The sequence below is a fragment of the Stenotrophomonas sp. C9D9 genome (assembly GCF_056491205.1).
Genome location: NZ_JBSZIF010000002.1, coordinates 162,600 through 186,607 on the forward strand (window position 1 = coordinate 162,600; position 24,008 = coordinate 186,607).

Below are 24,008 nucleotides of genomic sequence, written 5' to 3' on the forward strand. Positions count from 1 at the left end.
TCCGATGCGCAGACGCGCATCGCCGGGCTGCCTGAGGGGCGCTTAGGGAGTAGGTAAGGGAATTGGCGGCAGGGGCCGCAGCGCGCCGCGAATGGACGCGTTTGAGAGGTGTTACAGGAACAGCTTAGCGAAGGCCGCAGCGGCACCAAAGAAGGCCGCGCCCACCATGAAGGGATACCAGCGGTTTTCCGCGTTGATCTTGGACGTTTCCGCGATCAGCTTGGCAATCTCGGCCTCTACCTTTTGGGCATCCATTGTCTTGGGCTTAGGTTGCATCGGACATCTCCAAGTGTAGCGCCTGCGGACCGGGGCTGGGCGACGTAACTGGGTGTTGTCCGCCTCAGTACCAGGACGCAAAACCACCCTGTCCCTCTGCTCCACATGATCACGGCTGCGCCGGACCACGATTGCCACAACACAGGCGACCAGCACTCCGACCACGATCAGATAACGGCCGCGCCGCACGTCCCAGCCGAACACCTCCGGCCAAGCCCTCAGGTTGCCTGGCATTGGTTTCAGGCGTGCATGGTCGGGCAAGACACTAGGTCGGTGTCGGGTGGGCCTAGGGTGCTCGGCCAAAAAACAGATAGCCGCGATAGCGGGGGATACGCAGCGCTCCCCGCCAGCCCTCAGATGGCCTGAGGTGCCTCGTAGGCGCTGCTACGGATTCGCTATCCGTTGATCGTGTTAGTGCAATCAATGACTTAGCGGGCAGTTGTGCCATGTGTGCGCCAAATGAGGCCCTCAGGTGGCCTAAGGCCGCCGAATGAGGGTGCCCGGTGCCTAGTCCTGGCGACCCCGGCATGGGGGACGTGGCGCGGTCCGGCCTATCGATGCCCCTTCGGATTTTTCTACCAAAATGGAGGACCCCTCAGGTACTCTCTATGTCGTACTAGCGGGGATGGCGAAATGGTAAACGCAGCGGCCTTAAAAGCCGCCGCCCTCCGGCTTGCGGGTTCGAGTCCCGCTCCCCGCACCAGCTCAATCATCGTGAGACATTCATGGGAAACACCAGGATCGCTTCAGGTGTTCCCTCAGTGTTTCTACATGAAGGGGGTTCTACCTCGATATCACGGATATGATTGGGCTTAGGCGTGCCTTCCTGCTGGAGGGCTGCACGGTACAGGGGGAGGGCAAGCCGGAAGGCTCAGACCTTTGAATGCGCGAAAGCGTCCGGTTAACCCGGGCGCGGGGAAAATTAAATGAGTCTGCTTGAAGCGGTAGAGAAGCACTGGGACATTATTGAGGGCGCGCCTTGGTTCTTCCTTTCTACGGATTCCTTTGCGTCTCGCTTGGCTTCGGCGCCGCGTACATGCTATTCAAGGAGCGCCTTGATACCATGAAAGTTAGGCTGGAAAAGGCTAAGGAGGACTTGGGCTCGCCTAAACCTGAGCCGGTCGCCATTCCACCTTCTGATGGCCTCCTTACGGAACGAATCCTGTTTCCCGCAACAAGTCCCAACGGCCGTAACATTCTCTCCCCCTCTGTAAACACGGTGGCGGTGAAGGAGTTTGTCGGAGTCAAGGCCATTGTTCCTCGGGGACAACGACTCATGCTGAGGATGGAGGGCCTAGGCCCTCAGCAGCAGGACGCCGCGTGGTCATGGCGCTTGGGCGGAACGACGACTGGCTGGGACAACGATATTTACAACAGCGAAAGCGTGGTGCCTATGCAGATGTGGAACGCCTGGGAGGGAACTGCCGACCTGAAGTTCCAGTTCCATCGGGCGGGGGAGGTGCGCCTACACCTCGCCTCGGAAGATGGGACGTTTGAGCTGAGTAAGACCCTCAGCATCAGGTCCTAGCGGATTTCAACACGGGCTGCCACTATGTGCCGCCATTCTTTCTAAGACGTGTGGTGTGGAACCCATAATAATTGCGATTGTGGTCGTCGGCGCGGTGGTGTACTTCATCAGCCGCACAAACGGCGATCAGAAGAATCTCGACATGTTCCTCGGTGCCTTGGATGCGAAGCGAGCACTTCACGTCGCGCGAGGGGAAATGCAGGCGACCAATGAACTCGCGCTTATGTCCGAAGCTGTGCGTAGGGCGCGTGCATGCATAGCCCAGAAGCCCCACGGCGTCGTGCATAGAGAAGAACAGATGCAGTTGTACCGTGCGACCAGCTCCAGCTTTCTGGAGAAGCTGATAATCGGGTACGGTTCGCATTATGCAGTGAGGGAGTCGCTAAGCCGCCTCTCGCAGAAGGCCGAGAAGACCCGCAAGTCCTAATGCGGCACGCTGCCCGCCATGTCTTCCGGGCCGAAGTCGGGCAGGTGAGGGGCTAGCGTATCGGCCACCTTCTGGGCGCTTGCCGGGGACGAGATATCGTTGTCCTTCAGGAGCTTGACGGCCTGCCCTAGGGGGGCGGGCGGCACTCGCTCGCCGCGTTCGCGGTATGCCAGGATTTCCTCCTGGACGATTTCAAACGTCAGCGCGTGCAGCGTGTCGGCCGCTTCCTCACTCGCGCGCGCCATGTTTCACCTCGTCATTGAATCGTGTCTCCATGACGGCCATGTGCTTGTTGGCCTCTGAGAGCTGGTCGGATAGGGTATCGATCTTCTTCAAGGTTTCCTCATGCCTAGCGAGCGTGGTGTCCTGGACCGTGTTGTTGGTCTGCGCCTGGACGATAGCCCTGGCCGGCCAAAGGCTTCCTGCGGTTGCCATGCTGAACATGATCTTGGAACCATGCATGCGGCGATGGATCACAAAGACAGTAGCAGCGAGCCGCGAGGATCTTGGGTAGTTCGGTTTCGTCCTGTTCGGGCAACTGGCCCTTGCTGGTGGTGCGGATAACGCGCGGATTCAGGCAGTTGGTCAGATAGTCGCCCCTGTAGCGTTTGGTCCATAGCTTTGGCGAGTGAATCATCACGAGATGGATCGGGGACAGGTCCACGCCCTGCCCACGTGACTTGGACAAGACTTCCACCCACTAGGACCAAAACAGGACCATCATGGGGTGCTAGGCTTGGTGTCGCGGGCCTATTCGCGCTCAGCGGCATCGTCGACGGTGTTCGTGTAGCAGGTCTAACCCGCGTCTATGTGCTCATGCACTAGGTGACTTGGTGGTCAAACACCGCCTGCTCTCCAGGTGTCTTGAGGGTCATCTTCAGGTCTCTCCTAAGGGTTGTGGGCTTCGCCCCGATAGTCAGCAACAATTGCCATCTACAGGTCGGTATTGACGGTGCATGCGGCCTGTGCATGCATCGGACGTACGAAGGCGTTCCCGGCATTTGCCGGGCGTCTTCATGCTGTTGGGTTCCGAAATAAGGCCTACGAGCTTTGCTTGGGCTGTGCCTAGCTGTGCCTAGCTGTGCCCGTGTGTGCCGTGGCACAGGGCAGCTAAGGGGGTTTTGGTGTGCCAGAGGTGTGGCGCTGTGCCGAGACTGTGCCTAATCCAGCGGCGTAAGCCGCTGAACTAAAAAGGGCCGCAAGGTCTTTTAAGTCCGATGCGTCTACCAGTTTCGCCATCCGGGCCTGCAGCGCGGCGCCGATTGTAGCCCACCCGCCGCACGGCGGCTGGATTGCATCGGCGCAGTGACGTGCTTAACTGTCGTTCCTATTCATGTCATAGTCCCAGCCATCGTTCCCAGGGGGGGAGCCACCTGATGTCGCTGCACGCGATTGCCTATGCCAGTGAGGCCCGCGCCGATCTGCAGACAACCGATCTTGACCGCCTGCTGGCCGATGCCACGGCATTCAACCGTGTAGCCGGCGTCACCGGTGTGCTGATGTTCGACGGCTCGCGCTTTCTGCAGTATCTGGAGGGTCCCGAAGATGGCATCGATTCGGTGTACCAGCGCATCGTCAATGCGCGCAGCCATGGCCAGCTGAAGGTGCTCTGCCGCGCACCGGTGGCGCAGCGGGCGTTTCCGCGCTGGTCGATGGGAACCCGGCGCATCGATGCGGAGCTGCTGGCACAGATCGTCGAATCGGCGTGGCCGGGCTTCCTGCTTGGCAGCGGTGGCTTCGAGCGCCTGCTGCAGGCCTGGACCGGCGCCGATGGCGAACTGGAACCGGCCGCAGTCGCACTGGGCTCCTGATCCCATCCTTGGCGGCCAGGCATCCGGGCCGTTAGGCTGTAGCCTTTCTGGCTTGGATTTACCCGGAGTGGTGCAGTAAATGATCAGGTCGGCCGAAGCCATGGCGGCACGCATGCCACTGCGCAGGACATGCCAGTGAGCGCTTCCCTTGCAGCAGCGGAGGCCCCGCGATTCGCGGTGATCGGCCTGGGCTACGTCGGCCTGCCGCTGGCGGTGGCCTTCGGCCGGCACTGGCCGACGCTGGGCTTCGACATCGATGCCGATCGCATTGCCGAGCTGCGCGATGGTCAGGACCACACGCTGGAAATGGAGGCCGATGAGCTGTCCAGTGCACAGCAGCTGCAGTACGGCAGCGATCCGGCCCTGCTCGATGCCTGCAATGTCTACATCGTTACCGTGCCAACCCCGATCGATGCCTATGAGCAGCCCGATCTGGAGCCGTTGCGTTCGGCTACGCGGATGATCGCCAGCCATCTGCGCGCGGGCGACCTGGTGATCTACGAATCCACGGTGTACCCGGGCACCACCGAAGAGGTCTGCGTGCCGCTGCTGGAAGAAGGCTCGGGCCTGCGCTTCAACGAAGACTTCTACTGCGGCTACAGCCCAGAGCGAGTCAGTCCCGGCGACCGCCAGCGGCGCCTGGCCGACATCCGCAAGATCACCTCGGGGTCGACAGCGGAAGTGGCTGCGGTGATCGATGGCCTGTACCAGCGCATCATTGCCGCCGGTACGTTCCCGGCGCCGTCGATGCGCGTGGCCGAGGCGGCCAAGGTGGTCGAGAACATCCAGCGTGACGTCAACATCGCGCTGGTCAACGAGCTGGCGCTGATCTTCGACCGGCTCGGCATCGATACCCAGGATGTGCTGGATGCGGCGGGCAGCAAGTGGAACTTCCTGCCCTTCCGGCCGGGCCTGGTCGGCGGCCACTGCATCGGCGTGGACCCGTACTACCTGCTGCACAAGTCCGAGAGCGTGGGCTACCACCCGGACCTGATCCACACCGCGCGGCAGGTCAACAACCGCGTCGGGGAGCATGTGGCGTCGCGGGTGCTTGCGATGCTGGCCGAACGCGGTCGCGTACTGGACAGCAGTCGCGTATCCTGGTGCTCGGCGTCACCTTCAGGAAGATTGCCCGGACCTGCGGGCAACCCGTGCGCTGGAGCTGGCGTAAGCCTGCGTGATCCGGTGACAGTCGAGGTCGTGATCCCTGGGTGGGCCTGGCGGTATTGCGCCGACCAGGGCGTGCAGTGGTCAGCCCAACCGTGGCAGGACCTATGACGCGGCTGGTGCTGGCGGTAGCCCATGCCCGCTTCAAGGCGATGGCCGAGGTCGGTATCCGGTCGCTGCTGGCACCGGGCGGCCTGGTCTACGACGTGAAATCGGCCTGGCCACGCAACGTGGTTGACGATCGCCTGTAAACCCGGGCGGCGGGCAGCGCGGTAGACTCGCAGGCAGTTGCAACCAAGGAACGCCATGCACCGGTATATCGTCTACCTGCTCGCCATCCTGATGTTCCCCATCTGCCTGTGGTTGGCCACGATCTGGCCGGCCTGGTACTGGGGCGTCGGCCTGACCGCCGCGATGGTGGCGCTGGGGACCTGGGACCTGCTGCAGAAGCGCAGCACGCTGCGCCGGAACTATCCGGTGATGGCGCACTTCCGCTACGGCCTGGAGTCGATCGGCCGGAGATCCGCCAGTATTTCGTGCAGAGCGACCTGGAGGACGTGCCGTTCTCGCGCCAGCAGCGCGCTCTGATCTACCAGCGCGCCAAGAACGAGATGGACACGGTGCCGTTCGGTACGCTGCGCAGCACCTATGCGGTGGATTACGAGTGGATCAACCATTCGCTGGCGCCGACCGCCATCGCCAAGCATGACTTCCGCGTGCTGATCGGCGCCAACTGTGCCAAGCCGTATTCGGCGAGCGTGTTCAATATCTCGGCGATGAGCTTCGGTTCACTGTCGGCCAATGCGATCCGCGCGCTGAACGAGGGCGCGCGCCGGGGGGGCTTCTATCACGATACCGGCGAAGGTTCGATTTCGCCGTATCACCGTGAGATGGGCGGCGACCTGGTCTGGGAGATCGGCTCGGGCTACTTCGGTTGCCGTGATGAAAAGGGCGGTTTCAGCGAAGAGCGCTTCGTCGCCAACGCCACCCATGACCAGGTCAAGATGATCGAGATCAAGCTGTCGCAGGGCGCCAAGCCCGGTCATGGCGGCGTGCTGCCGGCGCCGAAGGTGACCGCCGAGATTTCGGTGACCCGTGGCGTGCCGATGGGCGTGGACTGCGTATCGCCGTCGCGCCACTCGGCGTTCTCGACGCCGGTCGAACTGCTGCAGTTCGTCGCCCGCCTGCGCGAACTGTCCGGCGGCAAGCCGGTCGGTTTCAAGCTGGCCATCGGCCACCCGTGGGAGTGGTTCGGCATTGCCAAGGCAATGCAGGAAACCGGCCTGCTGCCGGATTTCATCGTAGTCGACGGTGCCGAGGGCGGTACTGGCGCAGCACCGGCGGAGTTCGTCGACCATGTCGGCGTGCCGATGCACGAGGCGCTGCTGCTGGTGCACAACACTCTGGTCGGCCTGGATCTTCGCGAGCGCATCCGTATCGGCGCGGCGGGCAAGATCACCAGCGCATTCGACATCGCGCGCACCATCGCGCTCGGCGCCGACTGGTGCAATGCCGGCCGTGGCTTCATGTTCGCGCTGGGCTGCATCCAGTCGTTGAGCTGCCACACCGACAAGTGCCCGACCGGCATCGCCACCCAGGACCCGGCACGCTGGAAGCACCTGGATGCACCGGACAAGGCCACCCGTGTCTACAGCTACCACGAGCACACGCTGCACGCCCTGAAGGAGCTGCTGTGTGCGGCGGGCCTGAACGATCCGGCCGAGCTGGGGCCGGAGCACATCCTTCGTCGTGTCTCGCCGGTGGAAATCCGTTCGCTGGCGTCGCTGTACCGCTACCTGGAACCGGGCGAGCTGCTGCACAAGGTGCCCGACCATGCAGTGTTCCATGCGTTCTGGGCCGATGCGCGCAGCGATTCATTCCAGCCGCCGCCGAAGATCCAGGCGCTGCGCGCCAGCAAGTCGCGATAACGATTCTGTAGCGTCGAGCCATGCTCGACTGCTTTTCCACGCAGTCGAGCAAGCTCGACCCTACAAGGAGGCGCCATGCAGTTCAGGATCGGCACCATCGAAGATGTCGCCACGTTGTGGGCGCTGCGCACGCGCTGTGTGCGCGAGACCTGCAGCAGCCATTACCCGCCGGAGGTCATCGCGCCGTGGTCGGCCTCGCCACCGCCGCTGCAGTACGCGAGGCTGCTGGGGCAGGGTGGTTGCGTGGTGGCCGAGGACGGACAGGGCGGCCTGCTCGGTTTCGGGGTGTTCGATGCCGATGCCAATGAAGTCGACGCGCTGTTCGTCGATCCGGATCGTGGCGGAAAGGGGATCGGCCAGGCGCTGATGCAGCGCCTGTTGGCGATGGCCGATCGTGAGCGTGAGGTGGTGCTGTCGGCCTCGCTCAATGCCGTGCCGTTCTATCAACGGCAGGGCTTTGTCAGCGTGCGCGAGGAAGCCTATGCGCATCCCAGCGGTGTGGCGCTGGCCTCGGTGAGCATGCGCAGGCCATGGTGATGTAGAGCCGGGCTTGCTCGACGCTACAACGCAGGCGTCACCGCCCGGCCAGCCAACCGATCACGCCCTCGGCGGCACGCAGGCCGCTGGCGTAGCACGCGGTCAGCAGGTAGCCGCCTGTCGGCGCTTCCCAGTCCAGCATCTCGCCGGCACAGAACACACCCGGCAGCGCCCGCAGCATCAGGTCATCATCGAGTGCGTCCAGGCGCACGCCACCGGCGGTGCTGATCACTTCGGCCATCGGCCGTGGCCGCAGCAGGCGCAGTGGCAGGCGTTTGAGCGTGGCGACCACGGCAGGCAGGTCGTTGCCCGCGTCCTTGCCGAGGATCTCGAACACCAGCGCGGCCTTTACCGCATCCAGGGCCGGCCTGGCGGCGCAGGTGCTCACCGAAGCTGCGGCCCTTGCGCGGGCGTGACAGGTCGGCCAGCAGGCGCGCCTCGTCTCGGCCAGGCACCAGGTCCAGCCACAGCATGGCGTGTCCATCGCGGTTGATGGTCTCGCGCAGGTCGGCCGCCAACGCATAGATCAGGCTGCCTTCGATACCGTACTCGCTGGCCACGCATTCGCCCTGCAGCGACTGTGGCTGTCCGGCCAGGTCGATCCAGTGCGCGACCACCGGCTTCAACGGCGCGCCGGCATTGCGCTGGGCGAAGAATGGGGTCCAGTCCACGTCGAATCCGCAATTGGCCGACTGCAGTGGCGCGATGTCCACGCCCCGCGCCTGCAGGGGCGCGACCCAGGCGCCATCACTACCCAGCTGAGGCCAGCTGCCGCCGCCCGTGGCCAGTACAGTGGCATCGGCGTGGATGTCGATCTCGCCCGCCTCGGTGGCGAAACGCAGCACGCCCTCGTCGCCCCAGCCGATCCAGCGGTGGTTGGCATGCAGGCGCACGCCCTGTTCCTTCAGTCGGCGCACCCAGCCGCGCAGCAGTGGGGCTGCCTTGCGGTCAACCGGGAACACGCGGCCGGAGCTGCCCACATAGGTCTCCACGCCGAAGCCGGCAGCCCAGTCGCGCAGCGCCTGCGCGTCGAAGCCGTCCAGCCAGCGGCCCACGGCAGCGGACTGCTCGCGGTAGCGGCTGTCGAACAGCGGGCGCGGATCGGAATGGGTGAGGTTGAGGCCGCCCTTGCCGGCGATCAGGAACTTGCGGCCGGGTGAGCCCTTGGCCTCGTACAGGTCCACCTCCAGCCCAACGGCGCGCAGGCGCTCGGCGGCGAACAGGCCGGCCGGGCCACCGCCGATGACGGCGACCCGATGGGGCGTTGCGGTATTACGGTTTGACATCGAGCAGCTCGACATCGAACACCAGCGACGAGCCAGCCGGGATCGGGCCGACCCGGCGGTCGCCGTAGCCGTAGTCCGGCGGGATCATCAGCGTGCGCTTGCCGCCGACCTTCATGCCGGCCACGCCTTCATCCCAGCCGCGGATGACCTGGCCGGCGCCGAGGGCGAAGGTGAACGGTTCGCTACGGCTGACCGAGCTGTCGAAGGTCTTGCCGTGCTTGCTCTCGGTGCGGTTGTCGTAGATCCAGCCGGTGTAGTGCACGGTGACCTTGCTGCCGGAGACGGCCTCGGCACCGGTGCCGGGCACGGTATCGATACGTTCGAAGGTGGTCAGGGTGCCGCCCGGCGGCGGGCCGGAGGGCTCGCTCGAGCAGCCAACGGCGGCGAGGGACAGCAGCAGGGGGAGCAGCAGGCGGCGCATCGGGCGTCTCCGGTAGGGCGCAGGGCGAGGGCGGCAAGGGTAGCGCATCGGCGCCGGGTATCATGGGTACATGGCAAAACTCCTGCTCAATCTGCGCAATGTCGGCGACGACGAATATGCCGATGTCTGCACGCTGCTCGATCAGCACGGCATCGCCTGGTATCGCACCGAACCCAGCCCCTGGGGCATTTCCAATGGCGGCCTGTGGCTGCGCGAGGATGCTGATCATCCGCGTGCGAAGGCGCTGATGGCCGAGTACCAGGCCGAACGCGGGCCGCGCATCCGCGCCGAGCGCGAACAGGCGCTGCGCGACGGCACGGCGGAGACGTTCGGCAGCCTGTTCCGGCGGCGGCCGGTGTTCGTGCTGCTGGTACTGCTGGGAATGGCCGTTGCGGCGGCGCTGGTGCTGCTGCCGTTCATGCTGTTGCGGGGGTAGGGGGCTTCTGGCCGGGTTGCACCCGGCACCCGCCGATGCCAGGGCAACTACAACAGCAACAGCAACAGCAGGCAATCCGTGGTGGGCAGGGCGGTGTGGGCAGGCGGGACACGCCGTAAACCCGTCCATGGGGGCTCGATGGCGCCATCCATGGCGCCAACGGTCCCGCCTGCCCACACCGCCCTGCCTCTGACAGGTTCCGGGTGCCTGCCGGGGTCGGATCCCTCTGCCGCGCAGAGGGCTCTGACCCCCTGAATCTGTCTGTGCGGGCAGGAGGCGCTAAAATGGCAGGATGATCGCCAATACCGCTGCCTACCATTTCGCCGTCATCGACGCCCCCCAGGCCCTGTGCGACCAGTTGCTGGCGCGCGCCGAGGCGGCGGAGCTGCGCGGCACGATCCTGGTGGCGGGCGAGGGGCTGAACCTGTTCCTGGCCGGTGCGCCGGAGGCGGTCGAGGGCTTCTACGCGGCGCTGCATGCCGATGCGCGTTTTGCCGATATGCGGGTCAAGACCAGCCTGAGCGAGCACCAGCCGTTCGCGCGGCTGAAGGCCAAGGTGAAGGACGAGATCATCAGCTTCCGCCGCGATGACGGCCAGCCGCTGGACTATCCGCGTGCCCCGGCGGTCGATCCGGCCACGGTGCAGCGCTGGCTGCGGCAGGGGCATGACGACGCTGGCAAGCCGGTGGTGATGCTCGATACCCGCAACCTGCAGGAAGTGGAGTACGGCACCTTCAAGGATGCGCTGGTGTTGCCCATCCACAAGTTCACCGACCTGCCGGAGGCATTGGCGCCGCACCGCGAAGCGCTGAAGGACAGCACCGTGGTCAGTTTCTGCACCGGCGGCATCCGCTGCGAGAAGGCCGCACTGTGGATGGCCAACGATGGCATGGACAACGTGCTGCAGCTCGATGGCGGCATCCTCGGCTACTTCGAGGAGGTGGGCGGCGAAGGTTACGAAGGCCGCTGCTTCGTGTTCGACGAGCGCGTGGCGCTGGATGCCGAACTGAAGCCGATGGTCGACCAGCCACTACCGGAGCCGCGCCCCAGCGCGTTCTGACGCTTCCCCGGTAGAGCCGGCCGCTGGCCGGCTGCCAGGGCACTTTGCCTGCCGGCCAGCGGTCGGCACCACCGGATCAAGCGCGACCCGCCATGAACCGGCCCCACGGGAATCAGCATCCCGCCACCGTCACTGGCCGCCGCGCCTGGCCGACCCCATGCATGGGGGATCCTGTGACGGAAAACCGCTGATGATCCCGTTGTCGATCCTTGACCTGGCCCCGGTCTGCGAGGGCAGTGACACCACCGCTGCCTTCGCCAACATGCTGGAACTGGCCCAGCACGCCGATGCGCTGGGCTACCGCCGCTACTGGCTGGCCGAACACCACAACATGCCCGGCATCGCCAGCGCCGCCACGGCCGTGCTGATCGGCCATGTTGCCGGTGGTACGAAGCGCATCCGCGTCGGGGCAGGCGGCATCATGCTGCCCAACCACGCGCCGCTGCAGGTGGCCGAGCAGTTCGGCACGCTGGCCTCGCTGTATCCGGATCGCATCGACCTCGGCCTGGGTCGTGCCCCAGGCACCGACCAACCAACCGCGCGTGCATTGCGCCGCTACTTCGACAGCGCCGACCAGTTCCCGCAGGATGTGCGCGAGCTGCTGCATTATTTCGAGCCGGTGCAGCCTGGCCAGGCAGTGCAGGCCGTTCCCGGAGGCGGCCTGCGGGTGCCGACCTGGATCCTTGGTTCGAGCCTGTTCGGCGCACGCATGGCCGCCTCGATGGGCTTGCCCTATGCGTTCGCCTCGCACTTCGCGCCTGATGTGATGGATGAAGCGTTGGCGGTATATCGCCGCGAATTCCGCCCCTCGGCGACGTTGAAGCAGCCGCACGCGATGCTGGCGCTGAACGTCGTTGCCAGCGACAGCGAAGCCGAGTCGCGCCGCCTCTTCACCAGCCAGCAGCAGAGTTTCGTCAACCTGCGCCGAGGTCGACCGGGCAAGATTCCGGCGCCGATCGACGATATCGAAACTTTCTGGGAACCGCATGAAAAGCTGGGTGTGGAGCGGGCATTGGCCTGCACCGTGCTGGGCGATCCGCAGCAGGTGGCGGAAGGCATCGCCGCGTTTGTCGAGCGCCACAAGCCAGACGAACTGATGCTTACCGCCAACCTGTATGACCACCGCGCGCGCCTGCGTTCGTTCGAACTGGCCATGCACGCCTGGCATGCCCGCCACGCGGGCTGAACAATTGCGTCACGGCCCATTGCGGCCGAACCGCGTCTGATGGGGGCTCACACCGATGGAGCCCCCACATGGCTGATATCCGCGCCGAACACATCGCCCAACTGGCAGAACTGATCAAGGACGTCGAGGTGGCGATGTTCGCCACGACCGGCGTCGATGGACGACTCTACAGCCGGCCGCTGGCCACCCAGCAGGTCACCTTCGACGGTGATCTGTGGTTTGTCATCACCGCCGACAGCCCCAAGGTCGCCGAGATCGCACTTGATCCATACGTCAACGTGGCCTACGCCTCGCCTTCGAAGAACACCTATGTGTCGGTGGCAGGGCGTGCGCGCATCGTCGACGACCGCGCGAAGATCGAAGAGCTGTGGTCGCCGGCGATGAAGCTGTTCTTTCCGGGCGGCATGGACGACCCGAACCTCCGCCTGATCCAGGTGCGCGCCGACTCGGCCGAATACTGGGATGGCCCGGGCACGCTGCTGGGGACGGCGCTGAGTTTCGTGCTGTCGGCCGTGCAGGACGAGCCCGCGCCGTTGGCCGACAATGGCTTCATCGACCTGCGGTGAGAGCTTCATCCACGCATGGCGTGGATCTACTGCATCCCGGTAGATCCACGCCATGCGTGGATGGGGCAACCCCGATGAATTCCGGTGCTCAGAACCAGCGCTGGAACAGCTCCATCGTGTAGCCCACCAGCTGTCCCGAACTGAAGCCGAAGAACGCGATCGCCGCCAACGCCGCGATCCAGTTGATCAGTCAGTAGATCCACGCCATGCGTGGATGGGGCAACCCCGATGAATTCCGGTGTTCAGAACCAACGCTGGAACAGCTCCACCGTGTAGCCCACCAGCTGTCCCGAACTGAAGCCGAAGAACGCGATCGCCGCCAACGCTGCGATCCAGTTGAACAGCATCAGCGCACCATCGCGTTCCAGCAGTGCCAGCGAGAACAGCAGCAGCTGGAAGCCGAACAGGAAGTTGGTGAAGGGAATCGGCAGCGACAGCAGGATGCCAAGCAGCACCAGCAGCAGGCCAGTGAAGGCGTGTGCAGGCAGCGGTGTCAGCAGCTGCGGCAGGCGCGGTTTCAGCATCCGGTCCAGCCGTCGCAGCGGGCGGTCGATGCGGTCCAGGAAGCGGTGCATGGTGCCGCGCTTCGGTCCACGGCGGGCAATGAAGCCAGGCAGCCACGGGCGGCGCAGGCAGAACAGCATCTGCAGGCCGATCAGGATCACCAGTGGGCCGCTGACCGCGCCGCCCATGCCCGGGATCGGGATGAACGAGGGCAGGATCGCCACGAACAGGAACACGCCGAACGCGCTCTGCTGCAGGTTGCACAGGATCTGGCCGAGCGGCATGTGCTCGGCCGGGTCGCCGGAGGCGAACATCTCCAGCAGGGTGCGGATGCCCTCGTTGCGGTAGGCCGGGCGCTCAACGCCCGGACCCTGGCCGGCCTCAGGCGGTGAGCTCATCGGCCTGCTCGTCGGACAGCGTGCGCAGCAGCAGCTTGTCAACCCGCGCACCATCCAGGTCGACCACCTCGAAGCGCCAGCCGGCCCAGTCGAAGTACTCGCCCGCGTGCGGGATGCGGCCGAAGTAGTGGATGCACATGCCGGCCAGCGTGTAGTAATCGCCATCCTCGGCATCGGGCAGATCGTTGCTGCCGATCAGCTCGCGCAGGTCCTCGATCGGCAGCGAGCCGTCCACCAGCAGCGAACCGTCTTCACGGGTCACCACCAGCGCATCTTCGTCGGCGTTCTCCACCGCCTGCAGGCGGCCGACCACGGCGCCCATCAGGTCGCTGATGGTCACCAGGCCCTGGATTTCGCCGTACTCGTCCACCACCAGCGCCATCGACTGCTGTTCCTCGCGGAAGATCTCCAGCAGCTTCATCGCGTGGGTTGATTCGGAGACGTACAGCGGTTCGCGCAGGGTCTGGAACAGCGCGTTGTCACCGCGCGCCATGCGCGTGGCCAGCGATTTCAGTTCAAGCACGCCGACCACGTCCATGTCGTTGTCGCGGTATACCGGGTACCGCGAGAACTCGTGCTCGGCCATGATCTCCAGATTGCGCTCCAGCCCGGCCTGGGTATCCAGCCAGGCGATGCGGTTGCGCGGGGTCATCAGGCTGTCGGCGGTGCGGTCGCCCAGGCGCATGACGCGGTTCATCATGTCGCGCTCGTGGGCGTCGATCACACCGGCCTCGTGGCTCTCGGCCACCAGCATGCGGATCTCTTCTTCAGTCACCGAGGCGACTTCATCCTTGCCCAGGCCGAATAGGCGCAGCACCAGCTGGGTGGTCTTGGACAGCAGCCAGACGAAGGGCAGGGCCAGCTTGGCCAGCCAGCTCATCGGCATCGCGACCAGGCCGGCAATGGCCTCCGAGCGGGTCAGCGCCAGGCGCTTGGGCACCAGTTCGCCGAAGATCAGCGTGATGAAGGTGATCAGGCTGACCGCCAGCGCGGTACCGATGTTGCCAGCGTAGGCGAAGCCGGGCATCAGGCCCTGGATCCAGCCGGCGAAGGCTTCACCCAGCGCTTCACCGCCGAGGTAGCCGGTCAGCACGCCGATCACGGTGATGCCGATCTGCACGGTGGACAGGAAGCTCTCCGGCTTCTCCGACAGCTCCAGCGCCTTGGCGGCACGCTTGGAGGTGGCGGCCATCTGCTTCAGGCGGCTCTTGCGCGAGGTCATGACCGACATCTCGGACATGGCGAAGAAGCCGTTCAGCAGAACAAGCGCGAAGACAATCAGGATCATTTCAAACACGGGCGTCGTCCCCGGTTGGTGGCAGGGAGGGCGGGTGCTTGCGATGGCGGCTGGCGCTCAGGAACAGGGTCCGGCGCGGCGCAGGGGGATAAGGGTCGTCGTCCATAAGGTGCGCCCGAAGGCGCGCTGGCATCTTAGCAAAGGGGCATGGCAGGGTGGCAACCGCCTGTTCAGGTTGGGGGTTCCAAGGCCTCGAAAGGGGGCGGGGATACCCGTGATGGTCATCTAGCCGTCATAATTCCGTCTGGTGCCGTCCTTCCCGCGACGGCTGACAGGTTTCTCAATGTTCTCTCTGCAGACCATTTTCGGTTCCGGCAAACAGTTCTACACCCTGCTCGATGAGGCTGCCGTCGCGGCTTCCGACGCCGCCAAGGCGCTGCATTCCATGCTGCGCGAGGCCGACCGCCAGCCCGCGCTGGACGCCTTCAAGCTGGCCCGCCTGCGCGAACGCGCGGCCTCGGACAAGATCAGCCAGGCGCTGGTGGACAGCTTCATGACCCCGATCGAGCGCGAAGACATCGAAGCGCTGGGCTCGGCGCTGTACAAGATTCCCAAGCAGATCGAGAAGTTCGCCGATCGCTATTCGCTGGCCACGACCCACCTGGAGCACATCGACTTCGCGCCGCGCGCGGCGATGCTGGAACAGGCTGCCGGCGTGGTGGTGGAGATGGTGGCCGACCTGCGCCACATGAACCTGGACCGGATGACCGCGCTCAACGAGAAGCTGCGCTCGCTGGAGAACGAGGCCGACCGCCTGATGCTCGAGCTGTACCGCGACATCTATTCGGGCCGCCTGGACAACCTGCAGATGTTCCTGCTGAAGGAATTCTTCGAGATCCTGGAAAAGGCCATCGACCGTTGCCGCGAGGCCGGCGTGGTGGCGTACCAGATCGTGTTGAAGAACAGCTGACGGACGCCGCCGCATGTTGACCCTTGTCCTGGTGGTGATCCTGGCCGCGCTCGTTTTCGAGTTCATCAACGGCTTCCACGACACTGCCAATTCCATTGCCACCGTGGTGGCGACCAAGGTGCTCTCGCCCGGCTGGGCGGTGATGCTGGCCGCCTTCATGAACCTCATCGGTGCACTGACCGGTACCGCGGTGGCGCTGACCATCGCCTCGGGCCTGCTCAACACCAACGTGGTTGACGTCACCCCGCAGGTGATCCTGTGCGCCCTGCTGGGCGGCATCATCTGGAACCTGATCACCTGGTGGAAGGGCTTGCCGTCCTCGTCCTCGCACGCGCTGATCGGTGGCCTCTGCGGCGCCGGCCTGGCCGCCGCCCACAACAACTGGGACGCGCTGATCTGGTCCGAGCGCCTGGGCAGCTGGGCGCAGAACAAGGGCCTGCTGTGGAAGGTGTTCGTGCCGATGATCACCTCGCCGATCGCCGGTTTCCTGCTCGGCATCGTGGTGATGGTGCTGCTGTGGGCGCTGATCGCCGGCCTGGCCAAGATTGGTGGTGCCATCGGTCGTCTGGCCCGCCCGCGCATCGTCAACGCCTTCTTCGGCAAGGCGCAGATCGCCTCGGCGGCCTACATGGGCTTCGCCCACGGCCACAACGACGCGCAGAAGACCATGGGCATCATCGCGATGACCCTGATCGGCGCCGAAGCCACCGGCGCATTGAACGACCTGCCGTCCTGGCTGGCCTTCATGCACCCGGACGCGCATGCCGGTGACGGCATCGCCATGTGGATCGTGCTGACCTGTGCGGTGGTGATGGCGGCCGGTACCGCCTCGGGCGGCTGGAAGATCATCAAGACCCTGGGCCACAAGATGGTCAAGCTGCACCCGATCCACGGCTTCGCCGCGGAGACCAGCTCGGCCACCATCCTGACCCTGGCCGCCCACTTCGGCATGCCGGTCTCGACCACGCACAGCATCTCCACCGCGATCATGGGCGTCGGTTTCGCCAAGAACCCGCGCTCGCTGAAATTCGGCGTGATCGAGCGCATCGTCTGGGCCTGGATCCTGACCATCCCGGCCGCCGGCGGTTGCGCGTACCTGATCCTGAAGCTGTTCGAGCTGTTCGGCTGGACCTGATGCCAGTGGCCTTGGGGTCAGAGCCATTTCCCTGCGGGAAAAGGATCTGACCCCGACAAACGAAAAAGCCCGCCGTATTCCGGCGGGCTTTTTTCATGGGCAGATCGTTTCTCGGTATCCAGCGTGTCGACCAAGGTCGACACCCACCAAATCAGCAGGAAGTAGACACCCACCGACAGCGGACGGTCGCCTCCCCAACCGCCGCAGGAACCTGTCAGCGGCGGGGTGGGGTGGGGTTGCAGGACCGTTGGCGCCATGGATGGCGCCATCGAGCCCCCATGGACGGGTTCACGGCGTGTCCTGCAACCCCACCCCACCTCGCCAGCCCACGGAACCCCGGCTTTTGACGTTGGACGTTGCCGTTGCAGTCAGCGGGTGCCGGGCCGCAGGCCCGGCCGACCCCCTCAATTACGCTGGAACAACGCCTGCACATCCTTGCGGAACGCCGCCTGGCTGTCCGCCCGGCTGTAGAACATGTGCCCGCCCGGATAGCTCCGCACCTGCACCCGGTCCGGATTGCTGCCCATCGTCGGCATCTGGTCCACGGTCAGGATCGAGCCCATGAACGGGCACGACAGGTCGTTCCAGCCATGCACGATCAGTACCTGCAGATGCGGATCGATCGCCACCGCCTGGCGCAGCTGGGTCACCGCGCCCTGGCGCAGCTCGCCATTGCGGTCCCACAACCGGTTCACGTCGTAGTTCAGCGCCTGGTAGCGCGCATCGACCTTCCAGCCGACCACGCGCGTCACGAAGTCGACCATCGCCGTGGTGGTCGGCGCGATGATGCTGTCCAGCAGTGGATCGTTGGCGCGCTGCTCCGGATCATTCGGGAACGGATCGAACGCGGTCACGTTGGAGTCGTAGCGGCTGCCCAGCGTGCCCTTGTCGCGGAACACTTCACGCAGGTAGGCCTGGGTTTCCAGGCGCCCGCCGGCGCGGCGCACGAACTGCGGGTCCAGTCCGGTCAGCGCGGTCACTCGGCGCAGCATGGCTTCCGTAGCCTGCGGATCGCTGCGGCCCTTCATCAGCGCGGTGGCGTAGTCGCCACGGGTGTACTCCACCACCTCGCGCATCGCCGCATCGGTCAGCTTGCCCTGGCGCTCCAGGTGCGCCGCGGCGATCGACGGCAACGTCTGCATCCACGCCATCGGCGAGACATCAGCGTTGTCTTCCAGGGTCGGGCTCAGGTAGGGCGAGACCAGCACCAGGCCGTTCATCGCCACGCCCAGCCGGGTCTGCAGGAAGTGGGTGATGCGTGGGCCACGGTAGCCACCGTAGCTCTCGCCGGTCAGGTACTTGCGCGAGGCCATGCGCTGGTTGCGCAGCAGCCAGTCGTAGATCGAACGCGACAGGTATTCGACGTCGGCACTGGGGTTGTACAGCGCCTTCTTGGCTTCGTCGTCGCCGATGCGCGCGCGGCTGAAGCCGGTGCCGACCGGATCGATGAACACCAGGTCGGTGAAGTCCAGCCAGGTGCCCGGGTTGTCGTGCAGGGTGGCCGGCGCCGATGCGCTGTCACCCTCGGAGCCGAAGGTCACCACCTTGGGCCCGATGGCACCCATGTTGAGGTACACCGACGATGCCCCGGGGCCGCCATTGAGCGCGAAGGTCACCGGCCGGTCCTTGCCCGGCATCGTGTAGGCGGTGAACACCACGTCGGCGATCACCTTGCCCTTGGCATCGCGTACCGGCAGGGTGCCGACGGTGGCGGTGTAGTCCAGGATGCGGCCGGCCAGGCGCATGCTCTGGCGGACCGAGGCGTCGGCGGGCAGCGCAGGCGCTTCGGTCTTCTCCTCTTTCGGATCAGGCTTGGCCTCGGCGTCGGGCGCGGCCAGCACGCTGGCTGGGGCGATGAGCAGGCCGACGCAGAGCGCGGCAGTATGCAACAGGGACTTCATGGCACCGGATCGGCAGCGGAAGGGGGTTCCGATGCTAGGCCGGTGACGGGCCATGCCGTATGTGTCCAAAGGCATGGCCGCGCGTCGAGGCCGCCACTGGCCAGATTGGGTCAAGCGGGCAGGGTGGCTGCCGCGTCGTCGTCGGCCAGCAGGCCATAGACGGCCGAGTCGGCCAGTTTCCCCTGGATGCGCCACCGTTGGCGCAGCACCCCCTCGCGGTGGAAGCCCAGGCGTTCCAGCACGTGCGCGGAGGGCGCGTTGCGCGGGTCGATCTCGGCTTCCACGCGATGCAGGTGCAGGGTGCGGAACAGGTAGGCCAGTACCTGTTGCAGGGCCTCGTGCATATAGCCCTGGCCCTGGCGATCGGGTGCCAGCAGGTAGCCGATCTCCGCGCGCGCGGCATCGCGGTCCACCGCGAACACCACGCAGATACCCAGCAGCGGACCTTCCAGCGATTCGCGCACGGCCAGCTTCAGCTGGGTGCCGATGGCATGGGCGGCGAGGTCATCGTCGATCTGCTCGCGCGCTTCGGCCTGTCGCGTCCAGGCCGGATGGTTCCACCAGCGCATCACATCCGGGTTGGACTGCAGCGTGAACAGCGCGGCGGCGTCGTCACGGCGGATCGGGCTCAGGACCAGCCGTGCACTGTGCAGCGGCAGGCCGGGGAACAGCAGCGAGTGGCTGGCCAATACGGTGGTCCACGCGGATGGACGCGCATTATGGCGCCGCCGGGTTTGCCGATGGGGGTGTAATGCCCCGGGCCGGCACTACCGGGCAACCGGGTCAGAGCCGTTTCCTGTCAGGAAACGGATCCGACCCCGCGCCGGGATCAGACTTCCAGCGAAGCCAGGTCGCCCTTCGACTCCAGCCAGCCCTTGCGGTCGGACGCGCGCTTCTTGGCCAGCAGCATGTCCATCAGCGAACGGGTCTGCTCGCCATCGTCCACGGTCAGCTGCACCAGGCGGCGCGTATCCGGGTGGATGGTGGATTCACGCAGCTGCGGCGGATTCATCTCGCCCAGGCCCTTGAAGCGGGTCACGTTGATTGCGCCCTTGATCTTCTCGCGCTCGATCTTGTCCAGCATCGTGCGCTTCTCTTCCTCGTCCAGGGCGTAGAACACCTGCTTGCCCACGTCGATGCGGAACAGCGGCGGCATCGCCACGAACACGTGGCCGGCATCGACCAGCGCCGGGAAGTGCTTCAGGAACAGCGCGGTCAGCAGGGTCGCGATGTGCAGGCCGTCGGAGTCCGCGTCGGCCAGGATGATGACCTTGCCGTAACGCAGGCCGGCGATGTCGTCCTTGCCGGGGTCGCAGCCGATGGCCACGGCCAGGTTGTGCACTTCTTCCGAAGCCAGCACGCTGTTGGACGAGACTTCCCAGGTGTTGAGGATCTTGCCGCGCAGCGGCAGGATCGCCTGGAAGTCCTTGTCGCGCGCCTGCTTGGCGCTGCCGCCTGCCGAGTCACCTTCCACCAGGAACAGCTCGGTGCGCGACAGGTCCTGGCTGATGCAGTCGGCCAGCTTGCCTGGCAGGGCCGGGCCTTGCGTGACCTTCTTGCGGACGACCAGCTTCTCGGTCTTCAGGCGCGCACTGGCGCGCTCGATGGCGATCTGCGCGATCTTCTCGCCCAGTTCCACGTTCTGGTTCAGCAGCAGGCTGAAGGCATCGTGCGCGGCGCCTTCAACGAAGCCGGCGGCCTGGCGCGAGGACAGGCGTTCCTTGGTCTGGCCGCTGAACTGCGGGTCGGTCATCTTCAGCGACAGCACGAACGACACTCGGTCCCACACGTCTTCCGGGGCCAGCTTGACGCCGCGCGGCAGCAGGTTGCGGAAGTCGCAGAACTCGCGCAGCGCCTCGGTCAGGCCGGTACGCAGGCCGTTGACGTGGGTGCCATGCTGGGCGGTCGGAATCAGGTTGACGTAGCTTTCCTGGACCAGCTCACCTTCCGGCAGCCAGGCCACGGCCCAGTCCACCACCTCGGTGTCCTTCTTCAGGTTGCCGACGAACAGGTCGGCCGGCAGCGATTCGCGCTCGCCCAGTTCCAGCTTCAGGTAATCGCGCAGGCCGTCTTCGTAGTACCAGGTATCGACTTCACCGGTGGCTTCGTCGGTCAGCTTGACGGTCAGGCCCGGGCACAGCACGGCCTTGGCACGCAGCAGGTGCTTCAACGCGCGCACCGCGAACTTCGGCGTGTCGAAGTACTTCGGGTCCGGCCAGAAGCGCACGCGGGTACCGGTGTTCTTCTTGCCGACGGTGCCGACCACTTCCAGCGGCGTGGCGCGGTCGCCATTGCGGAAGGTGATGCGGTGTTCAGCACCTTCGCGCTTGATGTGCACCTCCACCAGGGTCGACAGCGCGTTGACCACGCTGACGCCGACGCCGTGCAGGCCGCCGGAGAAGGTGTAGTTGTTGTTGCTGAACTTGCCGCCTGCATGCAGGCGGGTGAGGATCAGTTCGACGCCCGGGATCTTCTCTTCCGGATGGATGTCCACCGGCATGCCGCGGCCGTCATCGCTGACCTCCACGCTGCCGTCCTTGTACAGGGTGATCTCGATCGAGCGGGCATGGCCGGCGAGGGCCTCGTCCACCGAGTTGTCGATCACTTCCTGCGCCAGGTGGTTCGGGCGCGCGGTGTCGGTGTACATGCCGGGACGGCGCTTGACCGGGTCAAGGCCGGACAGGACTTCAATATCGGCGGCGTTATAGCGGGCGTTCATCTATCTTCTAAAGCGCGGAGCGACGCGCAAGTGTGCGGTCTGGGCGGCGATTTTGCACGCCTGCGGTTCAGCCTCGGCGCCGGGGAGGGGGTAAAATGGCAGCCGCTGGAATCTGAACGCCGGCGGCCCCCGTTGGGTCGAAACGTCCAAGCCATACCGCGAGGAGGACCTCATGAAGAAGTTGCTGACCATTGCAATCCTGGCCGCTGCCGCCGTTGCAGTGCCGCTGGTGGTGGCGCAGAACGCTGGCCAGCCGGCCCCGCAGCAGGGTGACCAGGCCGACAAGGCGCAGGCCGAGGCCGATGCCAAGGCCAAGCGTCGGGCCCAGGCCAATGCCGAAATGAAGGCGCAGGGCCAGCCGGCCCCGCAGAAGGAAGAAGAGGAAGAGGCGCGGAAGAAGCGCTGATCCCGCAACCTGCCAAGCGCCCTTGCGACAAGGGTTGCGCACCGGAACGCCCCGCCCAGCGGGGCGTTTTTTGTTGGATCGGCCGCACAAGCCCCTTGGGTTGGCGGCCATCAATCTGTAAACTATGGCTTTCCGGGAGTAAGTGCGTGTCCACCATTTGCGAATGGGCTGGAGCGGCCAAGCGTGGCTTCCAGCATGGCGGGTCGCAGGTGACGGTCGATTTGACCGGCACGGCCACCCCGACCTCGCACGATGGTCCCCGTCCGGCGCGTGCCGCCGCACGGACCCGCACCTCCCTCGCTGTCCCAGCGAACCGGAAAACCCCCTCCGAGCACCATGCCCGCCCTCCGGGTGCGCGTGGTGCTGCCGTTTTCCATTTCCAGACAGGATGCTTGCAGCCATGACTCCCTTGATTTTCGTAACCGGCGGCGTGGTGTCCTCGCTCGGCAAAGGCATTGCCGCCGCGTCGCTGGCCGCCATTCTCGAAGCCCGTGGCCTGAAGGTCACGATGATGAAGCTCGACCCGTACATCAACGTCGACCCGGGCACCATGAGCCCGTTCCAGCACGGTGAGGTCTATGTCACCGACGACGGCGCCGAGACCGACCTCGACCTAGGCCATTACGAGCGCTTCGTGCGCACCCGCCTGAGCCGCAAGAACTCGGTCACCACCGGCCGCATCTACGAGAACGTGATCCGCAAGGAGCGCCGCGGCGACTACCTGGGCGCGACCGTGCAGGTCATCCCGCACATCACCGACGAGATCCGCCGCTGCATCGACGAAGCCACCGAAGGCTACGACGTGGCGCTGGTCGAGATCGGCGGTACTGTCGGCGACATCGAGTCGCTGCCGTTCCTGGAAGCGATCCGCCAGGTGCGCACCGAGCGTGGCCCGGAGAAGGCACTGTTCATGCACCTCACCCTGGTGCCGTACATCGGCGCCGCCGGCGAGCTGAAGACCAAGCCGACCCAGCACTCGGTGAAGGAACTGCGTTCGATCGGCATCCAGCCGGACGTGCTGCTGTGCCGTTCCGAGCAGGCGGTGCCGGATTCGGAGCGCCGCAAGATCGCCCAGTTCACCAACGTTTCCGAGCGCGCGGTGATCAGCGTGCCGGACGTCGACGTGCTGTACCGCATTCCGTCGGGCCTGCACGCGCAGGGCCTGGACGAGATCGTGGTCAACCAGCTGAAGCTGGCCGACAAGGCCGGCCCGGTCGATCTGTCGATGTGGGAAGACGCGGTCGATGCGACCCTGCACCCGCTGGACGAAGTGACCATCGCCGTGGTCGGCAAGTACGTCGACCACCAGGACGCCTACAAGTCGGTCGGCGAAGCACTGAAGCACGGCGGCCTGCGCCAGCGCACCAAGGTCAACCTGAAGTGGCTGGAAGCACAGGACCTGGAAGGCACCGACATGGCCGCACTGGCCGATGTCGACGGCATCCTGGTGCCGGGTGGCTTCGGTGACCGTGGTTTCGAAGGCAAGGTGCAGACCTCGAAGTTCGCCCGCGAGCAGCACGTGCCGTACTTCGGCATCTGCTATGGCATGCAGGCGGCCGTCGTCGATTACGCGCGCAACGTGGTCGGCCTGGAAGGCGCCAACAGCACCGAGAACGACCGCCAGTCGCCGAACCCGGTGATCGGCCTGATCACCGAATGGCGCACCGCCACCGGCGATGTCGAGAAGCGTGACGACAAGAGCGACCTGGGTGGCACCATGCGCCTGGGCCTGCAGGAGCAGCGCCTGAAGCCGGGCACGCTGGCCCGTGAGCTGTACGGCAAGGACGTGGTCGCCGAGCGCCACCGCCACCGTTATGAGTTCAACAACCGCTACCGCACCCAGCTGGAAGACGCTGGCCTGGTGATCGCCGGCAAATCGATGGACGACACCCTGGTGGAAGTGGTCGAGCTGCCGCGCGATGCGCATCCGTGGTTCCTGGCCTGCCAGGCGCATCCGGAATTCCTGTCCACGCCGCGTGATGGCCACCCGCTGTTCATCGGTTTCATCCGTGCCGCACGCGAGCGCAAGGCCGGCGGCAAGCTGCTGCAGGAAGCCCGCGCCTGACTTGTGATGGGGGCCGCCGGCCCCCATCTTGCACGCTTCAACCC

Annotated in this window: 22 protein-coding genes, 1 tRNA gene and 3 pseudogenes; 14 read left to right on the top strand and 12 right to left on the bottom strand. The window is 65.5% G+C overall.

Annotated elements, in window-relative coordinates; genetic code table 11:
* Positions 1-111: 111 nt before the first annotated feature.
* Entirely contained in the window at positions 112-537 is a 426-nt protein-coding gene (locus ACXI0D_RS00835) for a hypothetical protein (RefSeq protein WP_147416482.1), read from the bottom strand.
* Between the two features lie 358 nt (positions 538-895).
* Between ACXI0D_RS00835 and ACXI0D_RS00840 the strand changes: the two genes are divergently transcribed.
* A tRNA-Leu gene (locus tag ACXI0D_RS00840) sits at positions 896-979 on the top strand.
* 276 nt (positions 980-1,255) lie between these two features.
* A complete protein-coding gene (locus ACXI0D_RS00845; RefSeq protein ID WP_479642138.1) occupies positions 1,256-1,804 on the top strand; it encodes a hypothetical protein in 549 nt (182 codons plus the stop codon).
* Positions 1,805-1,826: 22 nt separating this feature from the next.
* Here the strand turns inward: ACXI0D_RS00845 and ACXI0D_RS00850 are convergent, their stop codons facing one another.
* Genes ACXI0D_RS00850 through ACXI0D_RS00860 form a run of 3 tightly spaced genes read right to left on the bottom strand, consistent with a single transcriptional unit; the run spans position 1,827 to position 2,693 of the window.
* Positions 1,827-2,168 carry a hypothetical protein gene (locus ACXI0D_RS00850; protein WP_147416483.1) on the bottom strand — a complete coding sequence of 114 codons (342 nt, stop codon included), beginning with the start codon at positions 2,166-2,168 and terminating at the stop codon, positions 1,827-1,829.
* A 59-nt stretch (positions 2,169-2,227) separates the two neighbouring features.
* Positions 2,228-2,476, bottom strand: a complete 249-nt coding sequence (locus tag ACXI0D_RS00855) for a hypothetical protein (protein ID WP_119007632.1) — start codon at positions 2,474-2,476, stop codon at positions 2,228-2,230.
* Complete coding sequence (locus tag ACXI0D_RS00860; RefSeq protein ID WP_147416485.1) at positions 2,460-2,693, bottom strand: hypothetical protein; 234 nt, start codon at positions 2,691-2,693, stop codon at positions 2,460-2,462. The genes ACXI0D_RS00855 and ACXI0D_RS00860 overlap by 17 nt, the downstream gene beginning before the upstream one ends.
* 914 nt (positions 2,694-3,607) lie before the next feature.
* Between ACXI0D_RS00860 and ACXI0D_RS00865 the strand changes: the two genes are divergently transcribed.
* The 4 genes and pseudogenes from ACXI0D_RS00865 (at position 3,608) to ACXI0D_RS00880 (ending at position 7,674) form a co-directional block, all read left to right on the top strand.
* Positions 3,608-4,042 carry a BLUF domain-containing protein gene (locus ACXI0D_RS00865; RefSeq protein ID WP_014036718.1) on the top strand — a complete coding sequence of 145 codons (435 nt, stop codon included), beginning with the start codon at positions 3,608-3,610 and terminating at the stop codon, positions 4,040-4,042.
* A gap of 135 nt (positions 4,043-4,177) precedes the next feature.
* A pseudogene (locus ACXI0D_RS00870) lies at positions 4,178-5,460 on the top strand (nucleotide sugar dehydrogenase).
* 55 nt (positions 5,461-5,515) lie between these two features.
* Positions 5,516-7,137: pseudogene (locus tag ACXI0D_RS00875) on the top strand (FMN-binding glutamate synthase family protein).
* Between the two features lie 75 nt (positions 7,138-7,212).
* Positions 7,213-7,674, top strand: coding sequence for a GNAT family N-acetyltransferase (locus ACXI0D_RS00880; protein WP_119007635.1), 462 nt, complete (start codon positions 7,213-7,215; stop codon positions 7,672-7,674).
* Positions 7,675-7,711: 37 nt separating this feature from the next.
* Here the strand turns inward: ACXI0D_RS00880 and ACXI0D_RS00885 are convergent.
* Together ACXI0D_RS00885 and ACXI0D_RS00890 are read right to left on the bottom strand one after the other, a co-directional pair.
* A pseudogene (locus ACXI0D_RS00885) lies at positions 7,712-8,960 on the bottom strand (TIGR03862 family flavoprotein).
* A complete protein-coding gene (locus ACXI0D_RS00890) occupies positions 8,947-9,381 on the bottom strand; it encodes an FKBP-type peptidyl-prolyl cis-trans isomerase (RefSeq protein ID WP_119007637.1) in 435 nt (144 codons plus the stop codon). The pseudogene ACXI0D_RS00885 and the gene ACXI0D_RS00890 overlap by 14 nt, the downstream one beginning before the upstream one ends.
* Before the next feature lie 70 nt (positions 9,382-9,451).
* On the opposite strand from ACXI0D_RS00890, the gene ACXI0D_RS00895 reads away from it, so the two are divergent.
* From ACXI0D_RS00895 to ACXI0D_RS00910, 4 genes are all read left to right on the top strand, one after another.
* Positions 9,452-9,817, top strand: a complete 366-nt coding sequence (locus ACXI0D_RS00895) for a DUF6164 family protein (protein ID WP_119007638.1) — start codon at positions 9,452-9,454, stop codon at positions 9,815-9,817.
* Between the two features lie 292 nt (positions 9,818-10,109).
* Positions 10,110-10,877, top strand: coding sequence for a sulfurtransferase (locus ACXI0D_RS00900; RefSeq protein WP_087922178.1), 768 nt, complete (start codon positions 10,110-10,112; stop codon positions 10,875-10,877).
* 190 nt (positions 10,878-11,067) lie between these two features.
* Positions 11,068-12,063: an LLM class flavin-dependent oxidoreductase gene (locus tag ACXI0D_RS00905; RefSeq protein ID WP_040008077.1), complete on the top strand. Its 996-nt coding sequence runs from the start codon at positions 11,068-11,070 to the stop codon at positions 12,061-12,063.
* 68 nt (positions 12,064-12,131) lie between these two features.
* Complete coding sequence (locus tag ACXI0D_RS00910; RefSeq protein ID WP_119007639.1) at positions 12,132-12,629, top strand: pyridoxamine 5'-phosphate oxidase family protein; 498 nt, start codon at positions 12,132-12,134, stop codon at positions 12,627-12,629.
* Between the two features lie 242 nt (positions 12,630-12,871).
* Here the strand turns inward: ACXI0D_RS00910 and ACXI0D_RS00915 are convergent, their stop codons facing one another.
* Together ACXI0D_RS00915 and ACXI0D_RS00920 are read right to left on the bottom strand one after the other, a co-directional pair.
* Entirely contained in the window at positions 12,872-13,531 is a 660-nt protein-coding gene (locus ACXI0D_RS00915; RefSeq protein WP_014036728.1) for an exopolysaccharide biosynthesis protein, read from the bottom strand.
* The gene (locus ACXI0D_RS00920; protein WP_049445691.1) at positions 13,515-14,819 is read right to left on the bottom strand and encodes a hemolysin family protein; all 1,305 of its coding nucleotides are present in this window, start codon (positions 14,817-14,819) and stop codon (positions 13,515-13,517) included. Before ACXI0D_RS00920 ends, ACXI0D_RS00915 begins: the two co-directional genes overlap by 17 nt.
* Before the next feature lie 292 nt (positions 14,820-15,111).
* On the opposite strand from ACXI0D_RS00920, the gene ACXI0D_RS00925 reads away from it, so the two are divergent.
* Positions 15,112-15,738: a DUF47 domain-containing protein gene (locus tag ACXI0D_RS00925; protein WP_004152833.1), complete on the top strand. Its 627-nt coding sequence runs from the start codon at positions 15,112-15,114 to the stop codon at positions 15,736-15,738.
* 13 nt (positions 15,739-15,751) lie between these two features.
* The gene (locus ACXI0D_RS00930) at positions 15,752-16,873 is read left to right on the top strand and encodes an inorganic phosphate transporter (protein WP_014036730.1); all 1,122 of its coding nucleotides are present in this window, start codon (positions 15,752-15,754) and stop codon (positions 16,871-16,873) included.
* A gap of 17 nt (positions 16,874-16,890) precedes the next feature.
* Here ACXI0D_RS00930 and ACXI0D_RS00935 read toward each other — a convergent pair whose 3' ends face one another.
* The 4 genes from ACXI0D_RS00935 to parE form a co-directional block, all read right to left on the bottom strand.
* Positions 16,891-17,130, bottom strand: coding sequence for a hypothetical protein (locus ACXI0D_RS00935; RefSeq protein WP_147416487.1), 240 nt, complete (start codon positions 17,128-17,130; stop codon positions 16,891-16,893).
* Between the two features lie 147 nt (positions 17,131-17,277).
* Entirely contained in the window at positions 17,278-18,774 is a 1,497-nt protein-coding gene (locus ACXI0D_RS00940; protein WP_119007640.1) for a S10 family peptidase, read from the bottom strand.
* 110 nt (positions 18,775-18,884) lie between these two features.
* A complete protein-coding gene (locus ACXI0D_RS00945; protein WP_049445686.1) occupies positions 18,885-19,463 on the bottom strand; it encodes a GNAT family N-acetyltransferase in 579 nt (192 codons plus the stop codon).
* Between the two features lie 140 nt (positions 19,464-19,603).
* A complete protein-coding gene (gene parE / locus ACXI0D_RS00950) occupies positions 19,604-21,493 on the bottom strand; it encodes a DNA topoisomerase IV subunit B (protein ID WP_014036733.1) in 1,890 nt (629 codons plus the stop codon).
* Between the two features lie 172 nt (positions 21,494-21,665).
* Here parE and ACXI0D_RS00955 point away from each other — a divergent pair, with 172 nt between their 5' ends.
* The gene (locus ACXI0D_RS00955) at positions 21,666-21,899 is read left to right on the top strand and encodes a hypothetical protein (RefSeq protein ID WP_014036734.1); all 234 of its coding nucleotides are present in this window, start codon (positions 21,666-21,668) and stop codon (positions 21,897-21,899) included.
* Between the two features lie 400 nt (positions 21,900-22,299).
* Positions 22,300-23,964, top strand: a complete 1,665-nt coding sequence (locus ACXI0D_RS00960; protein WP_049445684.1) for a CTP synthase — start codon at positions 22,300-22,302, stop codon at positions 23,962-23,964.
* Positions 23,965-24,008 lie beyond the last annotated feature (44 nt).

What these genes read in the sequence shown, in the direction of transcription:
- ACXI0D_RS00850 (WP_147416483.1), bottom strand. Translation starts at nt 2,168, where the DNA reads ATGCGAACCGTACCCGATTATCAGCTTCTCCAGAAAGCTGGAGCTGGT.
- ACXI0D_RS00855 (WP_119007632.1), bottom strand. Translation starts at nt 2,476, where the DNA reads ATGGCGCGCGCGAGTGAGGAAGCGGCCGACACGCTGCACGCGCTGACG.
- ACXI0D_RS00860 (WP_147416485.1), bottom strand. Translation starts at nt 2,693, where the DNA reads ATGCATGGTTCCAAGATCATGTTCAGCATGGCAACCGCAGGAAGCCTT.
- ACXI0D_RS00865 (WP_014036718.1), top strand. Translation starts at nt 3,608, where the DNA reads ATGTCGCTGCACGCGATTGCCTATGCCAGTGAGGCCCGCGCCGATCTG.
- ACXI0D_RS00880 (WP_119007635.1), top strand. Translation starts at nt 7,213, where the DNA reads ATGCAGTTCAGGATCGGCACCATCGAAGATGTCGCCACGTTGTGGGCG.
- ACXI0D_RS00890 (WP_119007637.1), bottom strand. Translation starts at nt 9,381, where the DNA reads ATGCGCCGCCTGCTGCTCCCCCTGCTGCTGTCCCTCGCCGCCGTTGGC.
- ACXI0D_RS00895 (WP_119007638.1), top strand. Translation starts at nt 9,452, where the DNA reads ATGGCAAAACTCCTGCTCAATCTGCGCAATGTCGGCGACGACGAATAT.
- ACXI0D_RS00900 (WP_087922178.1), top strand. Translation starts at nt 10,110, where the DNA reads ATGATCGCCAATACCGCTGCCTACCATTTCGCCGTCATCGACGCCCCC.
- ACXI0D_RS00905 (WP_040008077.1), top strand. Translation starts at nt 11,068, where the DNA reads ATGATCCCGTTGTCGATCCTTGACCTGGCCCCGGTCTGCGAGGGCAGT.
- ACXI0D_RS00910 (WP_119007639.1), top strand. Translation starts at nt 12,132, where the DNA reads ATGGCTGATATCCGCGCCGAACACATCGCCCAACTGGCAGAACTGATC.
- ACXI0D_RS00915 (WP_014036728.1), bottom strand. Translation starts at nt 13,531, where the DNA reads ATGAGCTCACCGCCTGAGGCCGGCCAGGGTCCGGGCGTTGAGCGCCCG.
- ACXI0D_RS00920 (WP_049445691.1), bottom strand. Translation starts at nt 14,819, where the DNA reads ATGATCCTGATTGTCTTCGCGCTTGTTCTGCTGAACGGCTTCTTCGCC.
- ACXI0D_RS00925 (WP_004152833.1), top strand. Translation starts at nt 15,112, where the DNA reads ATGTTCTCTCTGCAGACCATTTTCGGTTCCGGCAAACAGTTCTACACC.
- ACXI0D_RS00930 (WP_014036730.1), top strand. Translation starts at nt 15,752, where the DNA reads ATGTTGACCCTTGTCCTGGTGGTGATCCTGGCCGCGCTCGTTTTCGAG.
- ACXI0D_RS00935 (WP_147416487.1), bottom strand. Translation starts at nt 17,130, where the DNA reads ATGGCGCCAACGGTCCTGCAACCCCACCCCACCCCGCCGCTGACAGGT.
- ACXI0D_RS00940 (WP_119007640.1), bottom strand. Translation starts at nt 18,774, where the DNA reads ATGAAGTCCCTGTTGCATACTGCCGCGCTCTGCGTCGGCCTGCTCATC.
- parE (WP_014036733.1), bottom strand. Translation starts at nt 21,493, where the DNA reads ATGAACGCCCGCTATAACGCCGCCGATATTGAAGTCCTGTCCGGCCTT.
- ACXI0D_RS00955 (WP_014036734.1), top strand. Translation starts at nt 21,666, where the DNA reads ATGAAGAAGTTGCTGACCATTGCAATCCTGGCCGCTGCCGCCGTTGCA.
- ACXI0D_RS00960 (WP_049445684.1), top strand. Translation starts at nt 22,300, where the DNA reads ATGACTCCCTTGATTTTCGTAACCGGCGGCGTGGTGTCCTCGCTCGGC.